This window comes from Mycolicibacter heraklionensis (assembly GCF_001021505.1).
Lineage (GTDB): Bacteria > Actinomycetota > Actinomycetes > Mycobacteriales > Mycobacteriaceae > Mycobacterium > Mycobacterium heraklionense.
Map to the genome: position 1 here is coordinate 408,917 of NZ_LDPO01000002.1, position 14,340 is coordinate 423,256.

General features: G+C 68.9%; 13 protein-coding genes. All 13 read right to left on the bottom strand.

Annotated elements, in window-relative coordinates; all coding sequences use genetic code 11:
• Positions 1 to 91: 91 nt before the first annotated feature.
• Positions 92 to 730 (bottom strand): FMN-dependent NADH-azoreductase, encoded by a 639-nt coding sequence (locus tag ABW16_RS05230; protein ID WP_047318147.1) that lies wholly within the window; start codon positions 728 to 730, stop codon positions 92 to 94.
• 8 nt (positions 731 to 738) lie between these two features.
• Entirely contained in the window at positions 739 to 1,899 is a 1,161-nt protein-coding gene (locus ABW16_RS05235; RefSeq protein WP_047318050.1) for an acyl-CoA dehydrogenase family protein, read from the bottom strand.
• A gap of 33 nt (positions 1,900 to 1,932) precedes the next feature.
• Positions 1,933 to 2,511, bottom strand: a complete 579-nt coding sequence (locus ABW16_RS05240) for a TetR/AcrR family transcriptional regulator (protein WP_047318051.1) — start codon at positions 2,509 to 2,511, stop codon at positions 1,933 to 1,935.
• A gap of 6 nt (positions 2,512 to 2,517) precedes the next feature.
• On the bottom strand, positions 2,518 to 5,229 hold the full coding sequence (locus tag ABW16_RS05245; protein ID WP_047318052.1) for a fumarate reductase/succinate dehydrogenase flavoprotein subunit: 2,712 nt from the start codon (positions 5,227 to 5,229) through the stop codon (positions 2,518 to 2,520).
• Positions 5,226 to 5,960, bottom strand: coding sequence for an ABC transporter ATP-binding protein (locus tag ABW16_RS05250; RefSeq protein ID WP_047318053.1), 735 nt, complete (start codon positions 5,958 to 5,960; stop codon positions 5,226 to 5,228). The genes ABW16_RS05245 and ABW16_RS05250 overlap by 4 nt, the downstream gene beginning before the upstream one ends.
• On the bottom strand, positions 5,957 to 6,805 hold the full coding sequence (locus ABW16_RS05255) for an ABC transporter permease (protein ID WP_047318054.1): 849 nt from the start codon (positions 6,803 to 6,805) through the stop codon (positions 5,957 to 5,959). Before ABW16_RS05255 ends, ABW16_RS05250 begins: the two co-directional genes overlap by 4 nt.
• Positions 6,802 to 8,163 carry an ABC transporter substrate-binding protein gene (locus tag ABW16_RS05260; protein WP_047318055.1) on the bottom strand — a complete coding sequence of 454 codons (1,362 nt, stop codon included), beginning with the start codon at positions 8,161 to 8,163 and terminating at the stop codon, positions 6,802 to 6,804. Before ABW16_RS05260 ends, ABW16_RS05255 begins: the two co-directional genes overlap by 4 nt.
• A gap of 24 nt (positions 8,164 to 8,187) precedes the next feature.
• The gene (locus ABW16_RS05265) at positions 8,188 to 8,415 is read right to left on the bottom strand and encodes a 4Fe-4S dicluster domain-containing protein (RefSeq protein WP_047318056.1); all 228 of its coding nucleotides are present in this window, start codon (positions 8,413 to 8,415) and stop codon (positions 8,188 to 8,190) included.
• Positions 8,412 to 9,152 (bottom strand): GntR family transcriptional regulator, encoded by a 741-nt coding sequence (locus ABW16_RS05270; RefSeq protein ID WP_047318057.1) that lies wholly within the window; start codon positions 9,150 to 9,152, stop codon positions 8,412 to 8,414. Before ABW16_RS05270 ends, ABW16_RS05265 begins: the two co-directional genes overlap by 4 nt.
• A gap of 172 nt (positions 9,153 to 9,324) precedes the next feature.
• The gene (locus tag ABW16_RS05275) at positions 9,325 to 12,063 is read right to left on the bottom strand and encodes an aminotransferase class I/II-fold pyridoxal phosphate-dependent enzyme (protein WP_047318058.1); all 2,739 of its coding nucleotides are present in this window, start codon (positions 12,061 to 12,063) and stop codon (positions 9,325 to 9,327) included.
• Between the two features lie 39 nt (positions 12,064 to 12,102).
• Entirely contained in the window at positions 12,103 to 12,636 is a 534-nt protein-coding gene (gene nusB, locus ABW16_RS05280) for a transcription antitermination factor NusB (RefSeq protein ID WP_047318059.1), read from the bottom strand.
• 2 nt (positions 12,637 to 12,638) lie between these two features.
• Positions 12,639 to 13,202, bottom strand: coding sequence for an elongation factor P (efp, locus tag ABW16_RS05285; protein WP_024442176.1), 564 nt, complete (start codon positions 13,200 to 13,202; stop codon positions 12,639 to 12,641).
• 15 nt (positions 13,203 to 13,217) lie between these two features.
• On the bottom strand, positions 13,218 to 14,321 hold the full coding sequence (locus ABW16_RS05290) for a M24 family metallopeptidase (protein WP_047318060.1): 1,104 nt from the start codon (positions 14,319 to 14,321) through the stop codon (positions 13,218 to 13,220).
• Positions 14,322 to 14,340: the final 19 nt, after the last annotated feature.

A 14,340-nucleotide genomic window follows, 5' to 3' on the forward strand; every position in this document is an offset into this window, starting at 1 on the left:
CCGTTGAGCCTCAGGCGTGCATCGAGTGTGCGGTTTGGTAGGCCAGAACGCGATTTCGCCGACCAAACCGCACACTCGGCACGTTTCTGCGCTAGCGGCTCTCCCCCGCGAGGCTCTTCCCGGCCAGGCGTGCCTTCTCGAGAGCGGCCTCGCGCATCTGTTCGCGCTCCTCGGGGGTCCACCGCGTGGTCGGCTCGAACACCAGGGTCTGCACCGTGTAGCCCAACATGGTGAATACGTACTCCAGGTAGGGCCGCTGGAAGTCCTGCAGGTCGTGACGGGTGCCGTCGTAGGCGCTGGAGCGGGTCAAGATGAGCTGCACCGGTTTGCCGTCGCCCAACGTGCCCACGTGTTCCCCGCGTTCGTTGACCGTGAAGCTGGCCATCGGTTGCACGATGACGTCGATCCAGGCCTTCAACGCATGCGGCACATGCCAATTCCACATCGGCGACGACACCACCAGCCGGTCGAATGAGCGCACCCGCTCAATCTCGGCCAGCACTTTCGACCAGATCTGCTTCTGCTCCGGTGTCCGGCGTTCGCCGTAGAGCGGCGCGAACTTGGCGAAGGCGGCATCCCGCCCGAAGATCACCATCTCATCGGTCCACACCGAGAACCGTTCGACGTCGCCGACCGCGGCCACGGGCGCGGCCTGCAGGAACGCCTCGGCCAGCGCCGACGACAGCGAATGTTCTCCCTTCGGGCTCGCCTGGACCCACAGGGTTTTCATGGCGGCCATTAGATCATCGAGATCGGCGAGATCTTGACGCCGACTTCCAGTGCGCCGGACAGTTCGCGTGCGGTGTCGTAGTCGTAAACGACATGCCCGCAGATGATGTCGACGTCACGCTTGGCGCGCTGCATCGGGTTGGTCAGGAAGTGCACGCTGGCGCCGGAGGCTTCGAGCAGATCGGCGATCACGGCGCGGGATTCGTGCACGATGTGAGCGGCCGCCGCCCGGGCGTCGGCACGCATGGAGCGGCTGATCCGTTCACGTGCGTCCACCGCGTCCTGGATCCCGCTGACGGTGTTGTCGAACAACCCGTGCAGGGCACGCAGCCTGACCCGCGCATCACCGAGCCGGATCTGCGCGGCAGGCTGATTCTTCTGCGCGGCACCGGAATACGCCAGCATCCGCTCGCCCAGGCGCTTCGCGAACAGATCGGCCACCCGTTCGGCCGCGCCGAGGGCGGGCATCGCCGCGACCAGCGCCAGCGCCGGAACCATCGGCCACCGATATGCCGAGGAGTCGTGCAGCGCGGCGCCCGGTGCCGTTCCCGAGTAGATGTCGACCACCGTCACCAGGCGGTGCTGCGGCACCCAGGCATCGCTGATCACCACGTCGTTGGATCCGGTCGCCCGCATCCCGGCGGTGTGCCAGACATCCTCGACGACGATGTCGCTTGCCGGCAGTAGAGCCAGCGCCGGGTAGGGAGCGTCGTCGGGCCCGCAGATCGCTCCGACCATGATCCAGTCGGCATCCATCACCCCGGTGGCCCAGGACCACCGCCCGGAAAGCCGGATCCCGTCGCCGTCGGGCACACCGCGGCCGGTGGGGGCCAGCGGCGCCGGGCACAGCACCGGCCCGTCGGCGAACACCTCGTCCTGGGCCTGCTCGCCGAAGAGCGCCAGCATCCAGTTGTGCAGCGTGTAGAACGCCAGCGTCCAGGCACTCGATGCGCAGCCGTGCGCCATCCGGCGAACCGGGTCGAAGATCTGCGGGAAGTCGGCCTGTTGGCCGCCGTAGCGCGCGGGCAACAGCAGGCCGGCCAGCCCGGACTTGCGATAGTCGCTGATGGTGTCGGCCGGAAGCCGGCGCAGTTCTTCGGCTTCCGCGGCACGTTCGGCCAGGCCGGCGATGAATTCCTCCGTCACACGCGAGTCCGCAGCGGTCGTCATGTCCGGACCGTACCATACCTTTTGGTATGGAAGTCAGTGCCGAAGCATCACGTCCAGGAACTGCTCCCGCCAGCCCACCGCACGCGGGCTCGGCCGCGAACCGGACAGGTGCAGGATCCCGATCCCGGTGGCGAACGTGGCGTTGGCCCGCATTTCTGCCTCGTCCTCGTCGAAACCGTCGTCGAGAAAGACCTGCCGGACCGCCTTGAGCACCCGCAGATCCGAGCTGCGCACCGCCGCGGCAACGTTGTCCTCCGAGCGCGCCCACTCCCGCATCGCCCGTTCGAGCATCCAATGGGCGGGCCCGACCAGCGAGGTCATCATGCGGGACAACCGCTCCCGGGGTGGTAGCGCGGCCAGCGCATCGAAGTCGTCGCGGTCGGAGTCACGCGCAGCCGCCCAAGTGTCGGTCAGGACTTGCCGGTAGGTCTTCATGTCGGCGAAGTGCCAGTAGAAGCTGCCTTTGGTGACCCCGAGCCGCTTGCAGAGCCGGTCGATGGTCAGCGCCTTGACCCCGTCCTCGGCCAGAATCCGGAAGCCGGCCTGCACCCAGTCCTGCACGGACAGCCGGGGATTGCCACCCGGCCCGCCAACAGCGTCGGACGTGGCCATGGCCAGTCAGCGTACTGACCCGGCCGCTTCCTGCAAGGCCCGCCGCGCGTAGGCGCGCACGTCGGCGTCGTTGTCCTTGACCGCGATCCCCAGCGCATCGCGGGCAGCGACGTCGGATTCGGCCCAGCGGGTCAACCCCAGCACCGCGGCTTTGCGCACGTCGAGATGCGGGTCCTCCAGGGCCACCGTCAGCAGCGGCACCGCCGCCTCGGCGTGCGCGCCGGCCAGGGCGCGGGCCGCCCCGACCCGCACCTGCCACGCCGACTCGCGCAGCGCCGGTGTGACGACGGCCAGGTCCTGCGGCCCGCAGCCGATCTCACCGAGCGCGGCCAGCGCGGCCGCACGCACCAGCGGGTCGGGGTCGGCGATCAAGACCCGCACGGTATCGGCCCCGGCGCGCAACGTCGCGCACGCGTTGGCCGCTGCGACACGCACTTCGCGGTTGCCGTCGCCGGCGGCGACCGCCACCGTCGCGGCATCGTCGACCGAGACCAACGCACGCACCGCCTCGATGCGCACCCGGTGGTCGGGGTCGGCCAGTGCGGCCCGGTAGTCCGCCGGGTCTCCGGCCCGCCGACTGGACAGCAGGTACACCACGCAGGCCCGCACCACCGGGTCCGGCGAGTTCAGCTGCGGACCGGCCGCCGACGGGTCGGGTACCACCTCGACCAGTTCACGCACCCCGTCGGCGGCGGTGCGGCGCACCGCGGCGTCAGCGTCGGCGAGCGCGCCGAACAGCGCAGCGGCGTAGCCGTCGGGAGTGTGCTCGCTCAACGCGGCGACCGCGGTCCGCCGCACCGCCGGATCGGGATCGGCGAGGAAACCGGCCAGATCGGCCAATGTCGGCTCCTCCAGCGCGACGACCGCCGCGATCCGGGGCGACGGCGGGTGCGCCGCGGCCGGTGCCGCAACCCGCGACCCCGCGGTCGCGGGGGCCTGGCCACCCAGCAGCGGCGGCTGCGACACCGCATGCACTGACTGGTCGGCCGGCGGCAGGCCGTCCAGTTCGGGGACGGCCACGAAGTAGGGGGCGACCGGCCGCTTGAGGAATTCCATTGCACCGTCGGCACGTTTGCGCACGTTGAGGTGATAACCCCACTGCGCGTCGTCACGGCCGGGCAGGTCGGCGCGGTCGTGGTAGAGGCCCCAGCGTGACTCGGTGCGGGTCAGCGACGACCGAGCCGCCAACTCCGCGCAGTCCCGGATGAAGGACACCTCGACCGCGCGCATCAGCTCGTGCGGACTGCGCGCACCCATCTCGGCGATCTCCCCGCGCATCCGCTCGAAGGTCTGCACTGCCAGCGACAGCTTGGCAGCCGTCTTGGGCGGCGCCACATAGTCGTTGACGAACCGGCGCAGCTTGTATTCCACCTGCGGCTGCGGTGGGCCGTCGAGGTGACGCAGCGGGCGATAGATCAGCTCGTGTGCCTCGGCGAGCTGATCAGCCGGAAGCTCCTGCGGTGCCGTGATTTCGGCCAGCGTGGAGGCCGCGTGCGCACCGGCCAGATCGCCGAACACGAAGGCCCCGATCATGTAGTTGTGCGGCACGCAGGCCAGATCTCCGGCCGCGTACAGCCCGCGCACCGTGGTGCGGGCATGCTCGTCTACCCACACTCCCGATGCGGAATGCCCCGAGCACAAACCGATCTCGGAGATGTGCATCTCGATGTCGTGGGTGCGGTAATCATGGCCACGGTTGGCGTGGAAGGTACCGCGGGTGGGCCGCTCGGTGGTGTGCAGGATGTTCTCCAGCGCCGACAGCGTCTCGTCGGGCAGGTGCGACACCTTGAGGTAAATCGGCCCGCGCGCGGAGTCGACCTCGGACTTGACCTCGGCCATCATCTGCCCGGACCAGTAGTCGGAGTCGACGAATCGCTCCCCCAGCGCGTTCACCTGATAGCCGCCGAACGGATTGGCCACGTAGGCGCAGGCCGGGCCGTTGTAGTCCTTGATCAGCGGGTTGACCTGGAAGCATTCGATGCCGGACAGCTCGGCGCCGGCGTGATAGGCCATCGAGTAGCCGTCGCCGGCATTGGTCGGGTTCTCATACGTGCCGTAGAGGTACCCCGACGCCGGCAGCCCGAGTCGCCCGCACGGCCCAGTGGCCAGGATCACCGCCTTGGCGCCGACGGCCACGAATTCGCCGGTGCGGGTGTGCAATGCCGCGGCCCCCACCGCCCGGCCGTCCCGGGTGAGCACCCGCACCGGCATCAGCCGGTTTTCGATGCGGATCTTCTCGCGCATCGCGCGTTGCCGCAGCACCCGGTAGAGCGCCTTCTTGACGTCCTTGCCCTCGGGCATCGGCAGCACGTAGGACCCGGAGCGGTGCACGCGGCGCACCGCGTACTCGCCGTGCTCGTCCTTTTCGAACTTCACCCCGTAGCGTTCCAGCCGCTGCACCATGGCGAAGCCCCGGGTGGCGGTCTGATAAATGGTGCGCTGGTTGACGATTCCGTCGTTGGCACGGGTGATCTCGGCGACGTAGTCCTCGGGTTCGGCCTTGCCGGGGATCACCGCGTTGTTGACGCCGTCCATGCCCATCGCCAGCGCCCCGGAGTGCCGTACGTGAGCCTTCTCCAGGAGCAGCACCTGCGCGCCGTGTTCGGCGGCGGTGAGCGCGGCCATGGTGCCGGCGGTGCCCCCGCCGATCACCAGCACATCGCAGTCCAGCCGCAGCGGTGTCGCGACATCCGGTATCTGCAAGGACGTCTGCGTCATGATGAGTGCTCCAATGCGGCGAGAACGGCGGCACGCAGTCCGGGTTCGGCTCGGCCGCTGCGTGGTTCGGGGACCTCGATGAGCGCCCGCAACGGCTGTCCGGCGCGCCCCAGCACCGCCACCCGGTCGCCGAGCGCCAGTGCCTCGTCGACATCGTGGGTGACGAACACGATCGTGGTCGGGTGGGATCGCCAGGTGTCGATCAGCAGCGCCTGCATGGCAGCTCGGGTGGCGCTGTCCAGCGCCCCGAAGGGTTCGTCCATCATCACCGCCCGGGGTGCGCCGGCCAGGCCGCGCGCCAACTGAACCCGTTGCCGCATCCCGCCGGAGAGGCTTTTCGGCAGGTAGTCGCCGAAGCCGGTCAGCCCCAACTCGGCGATCCACCGGTCGGCCTCGGTCCGTCGCCCGGTGCGCGGCACGCCGCGCAGCCGCAGCGCGAGCTCGATGTTGGAGCGCACCGAACGCCACGGCAGCAGCGCGTTGTCCTGGAACACCACGCCACGGTCTCGCGAGGTGGTCCGCACCGCGGCGTCGTCTGCCAGCACCCGCCCCTGCTCGGGGAGCAGCAATCCGGCCAGTGCGCGCAGCACCGTCGACTTGCCGCAGCCGGAGGGACCGGTCAGCACCAGGATCTCGCCGGGGCGCACGGCCAGGCTGAGCTCGTCGATCACCGGAGAGTCGGTGTAGGACAGCCGGACCCGGTCCAGGGTCAGGCTCATGCCAACCGTCATCGCCGGTTCTCCTCGCTGCGCGGCAGCCAGCGGGTCAGCCGGCGCCCGACCGTCTCCACCACCGCCGAGGTGACGAACCCCAGCACCCCGATGGTGATGATGCCGACGAACACGTCCGGGTAGGCCAGCACGGTGTAGGCCTGCCAGGTGCGATATCCGATTCCGAGGCGCCCGGAGATCATCTCCGCAGAGATCACGCAGATCCACGACACCCCCATGCCGACCGAGAGCCCACCGAACACGCCCGGCGCGACGCCCGGAATCACCACCTGGCTCAACACATCCCAGCGTCCGCCGCCCAGGGTGCGGACCGAGTCCTCCCACAGCGTGGGCAGGGCACGCACCGCGTGGCGGGTGCTGACCAAGATCGGGAAGAAGGCGGCCAGGAACGTGATGAACACGATGCCCTGTTCACTGGCCGGGAACAGCAGGATCGCGACCGGAACCAGCGCAATGGCAGGGATGGGCCGGATCAGTTCGGTGAGCGGGCCAACGACATCTGCGGCCACCCGCGATCTGCCCAGCAGGATGCCGGTGGCGACGCCCACCGTTGCCGCCAGGCCGAATCCGGTGAGGATCCGGATCAGCGACTGGGCCAGATCGAGCCAGTACGCCTCGGTGGCCAGCCGGCGCACCAGCGTGGTGAAGACCTCATCGACGGTGGGCAGCGTGTCGAACCGCAGCCACCACCGCGCATCGGCGACGGTCAGCAGCTGCCACAGCCCGAGCGCTGCCGCCACCGACGCCAGCCGCAGCAACCATGACCACCGTGGTTTCCGTGCCCGGCGCGGCACTGCGTCGACCGGAGCAGTCGCGGCCGGGGCACCGGTCAGGACCGCGGTCACGCCGCACCCGCCAGGGCCTGCCGGTAGTCCAGCACGATGCCGCCCGGATGCGCGGCGACATAGCGTTGCGCCCCCGCGGTCGTGTCGAAGGGCAGGTAGTGCGCACCGTCGCGAACCCACGCGGATTTGTCGGCGAACCAGCGGGTGCCCAGTTCGGCGTCGTGGACATAGGCCGCCCGAAGGTGATCGCCGCGGGCGGTCGCGGCCCGCACGGCGTCCAGCAGGGTGTCAGCGTCCGGCACGGTCACGGTCGTTTCGGATCCGTCCAGCCACAGCTCGCCGCCGACCGTCGTGGGTTTGTCGATCGCGCCGAGCACCTTGTCGTAGTCCAGCTTTCGCGCGGCGAACGCCTCCCGCAGCGGCTGGTCATTGACGAACCCGTCCACGTCGAAGTCGGCCAGTTCGGCGAAGTCACCGATGGACTTGAGGTAGGGCACGTCGTTTTTCAGCGCAGCGACCAGCTGCGGTTTGAGAGTGGCGTCGAACGAGGTGCCGCCCGGCCCGTTGTAGAGGTAGACGACCTCCTGCGGCAGCCCGCTGCCCTCGGCGACGATCCGGGCCGCCTCCAACGGTTTGCGTTTCAGGAAGTCGGTGGCGTCCAACTGGGCTTGCAGGAACGCGTCGAGCACCTCCGGGTGGGCCCGCGTATAGCTGCGGCGCACGACCACCCCGTGCAGGGTCGGGTAGTTGAGTTCGGCGCCGTCGTAGAGCAGGCGTGCCCGGTCCTGGTACACCAGCAGTCCAGGCCAGGCCACGAATTGTGACAGGCCTTGGACCTGACCGGATTCCAGCGCTGAGGCGCCGACCTGCGGCTGCTGGTTGAGCACCTCGACGCCCGTTCCGGTGCCCGCCAGGGCCCGCAGCAGGGTGCCGTGGCCGGCCGAACCCACGCTGGCGGACACCTTGACGCCGGCCAGATCGGCCAGCGTGGCCGCATCGGAGTCGGGCGCCACCACCACCATGTTCAGCGCACCGGCGGGGTGGTAACCGGTCACCGAAACGATCTCGGTGCGGGCCTGTTCGTTGGCCCGGGTCCGGACGCCGTTGACCAGCATGGGGTAGTCACCCATCGAGCCGATGTCGATCTTCTCGGCGAGCATCTGCGCGGTGATCGGCGCCCCGGTGTCGTAGTCCTGCCAATCGACCCGGTACCGGGTCCCGGTCCGGTCGGTGATGTCGGCGAGCCGACGCTCCAGGTAGCCGCGGGCGCGCAGCAGCGTACCGGCGGTCGCGGTGTTGATGGTCTTGGACTGGTAGCCCACCACCACGTCGACGGAATCACCCGCCGTCGTGGAGTCCAGCGAGCATCCGGCCGCGGCGAGGACGACGCTGGTCAGCAGGACGAGGGATCTCTTCATGAAAAACCTTGATGGTCAACGCATTCAGCGAATGAGATAGGGCATGTTGACGGTGACAGCACCGGTCGGACAGCGTGCGGCGCACGGTCCGCAGTACCAGCACTCGTCGACGTGCATGAAGGCCTTGCCGTTGTCCGGGTTGATCGCCAGGGAATCCAGCGGACAGATGTCGACGCACAGCGTGCAGCCGGAGATGCACAGTGATTCGTCGATCGTCACGGGGACGTCGGCACGGCCGTTGACCAGTGTCATGGATAGCTCCTTGTCAGGGTGCCGCGCATGGTGACGCGGTCACCGCGCATCCGGATGTATTCGAGATCCACGGGCCGGCCGTCCTCCAGGCTGGTGAGCCGTTCCAGCATCAGCAGCGCCGCGCCGCCGGGAAGCTGCAGGATCGCCGCGGTGTGCGGGTCGGCCGGAATCGCCTCCAGCGCCAAAGTCGCGTCGCCCAGGCGTTGCCCGCTGATCTGTTCGATCAACGGAAACACGTCGGTGGACTCCAGCGGATGGGCCAGTACGGCCGCACCGATATCGGGCGCCAGATAGGTCTGGTCCAGGCTCAGCGGCACATCACCCAGGTAGCGCAGCCGTTCGACGAAGACCACCTGGGCGCCGACACCGAGTCCCAGCCGCCGGGCGACCGACGGCGGGGCGCCCACCGTCGTCGCCACCCGCACTTCGTTGCGCACTTCTTGAGCATCGAAGGTCTCCTGCAGGCCGCGCAGGGCGTCCAGTCCGTGGTCGTATTTGTGCTGCGCCACATGGGTGCCCGTTCTCGGCCCGCGGTGGATCAGCCCTTCGGCCTTCAGGGCGGCCAGTGCCTCGCGAACGATGTTGCGGGAGACGACGAACTCAGTGGCCAGTTCCGGTTCGCCGGGCAATCCCTCGTCGTAGGCGCCGGCGTGGATCTGATGGCGCAGCACGTCGGCGACCTGCCGCGCCCGGTCCGCGCGGCGAATCGGCTGCGATGCGACGCGGGCTTCGGCCATGCAGACACGCTAAAGGCCGCCGCCTCGGCCACCCCAGACCTGGGAATTCCGCTGATCGGGGGGCGAAACTCATTGCGCCACCCAAGCGCTGCGGGCTGCCAGCGGAAACCGCTCGGTGCGGGCACATTGCGCCGCCGCGGCGCCCACGGCCCGGGTAACAATCGCGGTGAGGCTAATCGCCCACATCCGATGCCCGCGCATAACGGGCCAGGGCCTCCGGAGTGAACACGGCCAGCCCCAGTTCGGGGTTGTAGCCGTGGATCTCTTTCACGTCGAGTTCGGCCAGGAAGTACAAGATCTCCTTGGAGATCACCTGACCGGGAACCAGCACCGGGAAGCCGGGCGGGTATGGCACGACGAAGGTGGTCGAGACCAGGGTCTTACCGTCGGCGACCCGGCGGCCGGCGTCCCCCAGCAGCACGTGCTCGCGGTCGGCCTCCTCGTAACCGCCGTAGAACGCCGCACGCATGTCGCCGATCGGGCTGGTGCCGCCCGGACGGAACGCCGGCGCGAACGCGCTGAAGTCGGGCAGCGGCGGCAGGTCCTCGGTGATCTCGGTGACCCGGCGGCGCTGCAGCGCGCGGTCGTCGGTGCTGGCCGCGTTCCAGGCGCGGTCCAGTTCGCCGGCGACCCGGCGCAGCGCGTCGAGCAGGTAGTGCACGCTGGACCAGGTGACGCCGATGGTGAATATCAACAGCACCGAGTTGATCGACGTCTTGTTGATCTGAATTCCGAACCGCTGCATCAAGATCTTCTCGCGGAAGTCGTAGCCGCTCATCCCGGTCTTGCCGACATACAGGGTGACCCGGGTCGGGTCGAGCACGAACTCGTCGGACCGCCAGGCCTCGTTCCACTCCTCCAGCGCGCCCTGACGTACCTCCCGGTAGGAGCTGACCGTCGACTCCCGGAATCGGTCGGGCACCAGATCGCTCTCGTCGAGGATGTGGAACCACTTGCCGATCAGCCGGTCCTTGCGGACCCGGTGGCGAAACACCAAGGCCATGTCGTAGACCCGGCGGACCATGTCGAAGCCTTCGATGTCCACCTGCCGGCGGGCCAGGTCCAGGGAGGCCAGCAGCTGCTGGTTCGGCGAGGTCGAGGTGTGGGTCAGAAACGCCTCGGCGAACGACTCCCGGGCCAGCGCGTTGAAGTCCTGATCCCGGACGTGGATCATCGAGGCCTGCCGCAGCGCCGACAGCGACTTGTGGGTCGAGTGAGTGGCATACACCCGCACCCGCGCCGACGGGTGCGGCAGCAGGCGGTGCTCGCTCCACTGGTCGCGATCGATGCCTTCCATGCTGTCGTGCCACGCCTGGTATTCCTGGGCATAGTGGGCCGAGCCCAGCGTGGCCTCCAGCCCTTCGGCGGCGACCATCGCGGTGCGCTGCCGGGCCCACGGCACCGCGGTCGCAAACGCGTACCACGCCTCATCCCACAAAAAGCAGATGTCCGGCTTGATCGCCAGGATTTCCTCCATGACCCGGCGGGGGTTGTAGACGACTCCGTCGAATGTGCAGTTGGTCAGCAACAGCATCCGGACCCGGTGCAGCTGGCCGGCGGCCTCCAGGTCGAGCAGGGCACGTTTGATGGTGCGCAGTGCCACCGCCCCGTAGATCGCGAACGGCGCCAGTGGGTAGGCATCCAGGTAGAGCGGGTAGGCACCGGCCAGCACCAGCCCGTAGTGGTGCGACTTGTGGCAGTTCCGGTCGATCAGCACGATGTCGCCGGGCCGGGTCAGGGCCTGCACGACGATCTTGTTGGCAGTCGAGGTGCCGTTGGTGACGAAATAGGTGTGGTCGGCGTTCCAGGTCTTGGCGGCCTTGTTCATCGCCACTCGGATGGTGCCGTGCGGGTCGAGCAACGAGTCGAGGCCGCCGGACGTGGACGAGGTCTCGGCCATAAAGATGTTGCGGCCGTAGAACTCTCCCATGTCTTGCAGCGAACGGGAGTTGAAGATGCTGGCGCCGCGCGCCACCGGAAGCGCGTGAAACTGCCCCACCGGCTCGGCCGCGTAGGCGCGCAGCGCATCGAAGAACGGTGTGGCGTAGCGCTTCCGGATACCGGCCAGTACGGTGCTGTGCAGGTCGGTGACGTCGTTGAGCCGATAGAAACTTCGGTCATAGACGTCCGGCTCGTCTGCGGTGTCGGCGGCGATCGATTCGTCGGTGAGCAGGTAGAGGTCGATGTGCGGTCGCAGCAGACGCATCCACTCGCCGCATTCGATGGCGTCGCGGCCGCTGCCGACGTTCGTCGGGTCGTCGTCGGCACCCAACAGGGTGGTCATCAGCGGCACCCGGTCGCGTGACCGCAGCGGCAGATCGTGCCGCACGATCGCGGCCTGAATCTCACCGTTGAGCGCGACGGCGGTGACGGCGTCCTCGACGCTGGACACCACCAGCAGTTCGATCTGCACGTCGTCATCGGGGCTGCGCAGCCGGCGCAGGCTTTCCACCAGGCTCTCGGGCACATCCGCCGGCGAGTCGTCGGCCAGCAGCACGGTATAGAACTGCTGTTGCCGAGCCTGGGCCACCAGTTCCTGATCAGACAGCGGCAAGCCGAGATCGAACAGCGCCGCCCGGTCACCGTAGTCCGACAGCAACCGCACCACCAGCGACACCCGCTCGGACAGCGACACCGTCGCCATCGACTCCAGGTAGCCGCGGAAGGCCGCCAGGTTGGCCGCGCCGGGGAACAGCCAGTACCGCTCGTAGGCGCCGAGCCGGTCGAGCAGGCGTTTCACCCGCGCGGCTTCGTGGGTGGTGTCCAGGCCGGCCCGGTTGACCTCGGCCAGTTGCCGGCAGGCGTCGTCGAGCAGGTTCCAGGTATCGAGGCGCGAATACGACGGGTTGGCCACCGCCGCCAACGCCGATACCCGCAGTCTCCGATTCGGTGCGTCCCAGCCCTCGCCCATAGGGCAAGTGTGCCCGTGCTGCGGCGGCCCGGGGCGGGTTCAGTCCGCTGAGTCGAGGTCCGGCTCCGCGTCGACGTCGGCGTCGACGTCGGGGTCGAGAGACGCTGTCGCCCCCCGCACCGCCAGCGAGGCGGCCCGCAACTGCGGTGTCACCAGCATCACCTGGCCGAGCACGCCGTTGACGAACCCGGGCGACTCGTCGGTGGACAGCTCCTTGGCCAGTTTCACGGCTTCGTCCACGGCGACCGGCTCCGGTACGTCGTCGGCGTGCAGCAACTCCCAGATCGCCACCCGCAGAATCGCCCGGTCCACGGCCGGCAGCCGCTCCAGCTTCCAGCCCTGCAGGTGCGAGGTGATCAGGTCGTCGATATGGGCGGCGTGCTCGGTCACCCCGCGGGCCACCGTGACGGTGTACGGGGGCAGCGGCGACACATCGGGCTGCTCACTCGCCAGTGCCGTTCGCAGCTCCGCGCCCTGGGCCGGGGTCAGTCCCCGGGCCTCGGCCTCAAAGAGCACGTCGACGGCGCGTTTACGGGCCTGGTGCCGGCCTTTAACCGGCTTGCCAGCAGGCATGGTCAGGAGTTGACCCGTCCCAGGTAGCTGCCGTCGCGAGTGTCGACCTTCAGCTTGTCTCCGGTGTTGATGAACAACGGCACGTTGATCTGGGCGCCGGTCTCCATGGTGGCCGGCTTGGTGCCCGCGCTGGACCGATCGCCCTGCAGGCCGGGCTCGGTGTGGGTGACCTCCAGCTCGACGCTGACCGGCAGCTCCAGGTACAGCGGCACCCCGTTGTGGAAGGCGATCTGCACCAGCATGCTCTCCAGCAGGTAGTTCGCCGAATCGCCGACCAGCGATTCGGGCAGCGGGTGCTGCTCGTAGTCCTCGCTGTCCATGAAGACGAAGTCGTTGCCGTCGCGGTACAGGTAGGTGGCGTCGCGGCGGTCCACGGTGGCGGTCTCCACCTTCACGCCGGCGTTGTAGGTCTTGTCCACGACCTTGCCCGACACCACGTTCTTGAGCTTGGTGCGCACGAAGGCCGGACCCTTGCCCGGCTTGACGTGCTGAAACTCGGTGATCTGCCACAACTGGCCGTCGATCACCAGCACCAGCCCGTTTTTGAAGTCAGCAGTTGAAGCCACGGTCGTTCACGTCTCCTAGAGAATGGTCAGTTCCTTGGGGAACCGAGTCAGCAGGTCCGGGGCCTGCCCGGCAGTATCAGCGACCACGAGCGTGTCCTCGATACGGACCCCGCCACGATCAGCCAGATAGACGCCGGGCTCTACGGTCACCACAGCACCGGCAAGCAGTGTACCGTCGGCCGCCGCATTGATTCCGGGCGCTTCGTGAATCCGCAACCCGACCCCGTGGCCGAGGCCGTGGCCGAAGGTCTCGGCGTAGCCGGCCTCCGCGATCACGGTGCGCGCGGCCGCGTCGACCGCACGCAGGTCCGCACCCGGTTGCAACGCCTCGCGACCGGCCCGCTGCGCGGCCCGCACCACTTGGTAGATCTCGCGTTGCCAGTCGGCGGGCGGCCCCAGCACGAAGGTGCGGGTCATATCGGAGTGGTAGCCGGCCACCAGTGCGCCGAAGTCGATCTTGACGAAGTCACCGGCGGCCAGCACGGCGTCGGTGGGTCGGTGATGCGGAATCGCCGAGTTGGGGCCCGCGGCCACGATCGTCTCGAACGACGCGGCCTCGGCGCCGTGGTCGAGCATCAGGGCTTCCAGTTCCCGGCGGACCTCACGTTCGGTGCGCCCCGGCCGCAGGCCGCCGCGCTCCACCAGATCACTCAGGGCCGCGTCGGCGGCCTCGCAGGCCAGCCGCAGCAGGGCCACTTCGCCGGCGTCTTTGACCTCGCGCAGCGCCTCCACGGTGTTCGACGCCCGGACCAGCTCAACGGCGTCGTCGACCCCGCACAGCGCCGCCGACAGCGCGTCGAAGCCGTCCACGGTCACCACGTGAGCCTCGAAGCCGATGCGGCGCGCGCCGGCCGCCGCGGCCTGCGTGACGAGGTGTCGGGGCCCGCTGCGTTCGATCGCGACCTGCAGGTCGGGGGCCTGCCGGGCGGCCTGGGTGCGGTAGCGGCCATCGGTCGCCAGCACCGCCGGCCGGTCGTCGGCATAGACCAGCAGCGCCCCGGCCGACCCGGTGAACCCGGACAGATAGCGCACGTTGATCAGGTCGGTGACCAGCATCGCGTCCAGGTCTGCGGCGCAGATCTCGGCACTCAGACGCGCCCGACGGGAGGAATGTGTCACGCGGTGTGACGGTACTCGC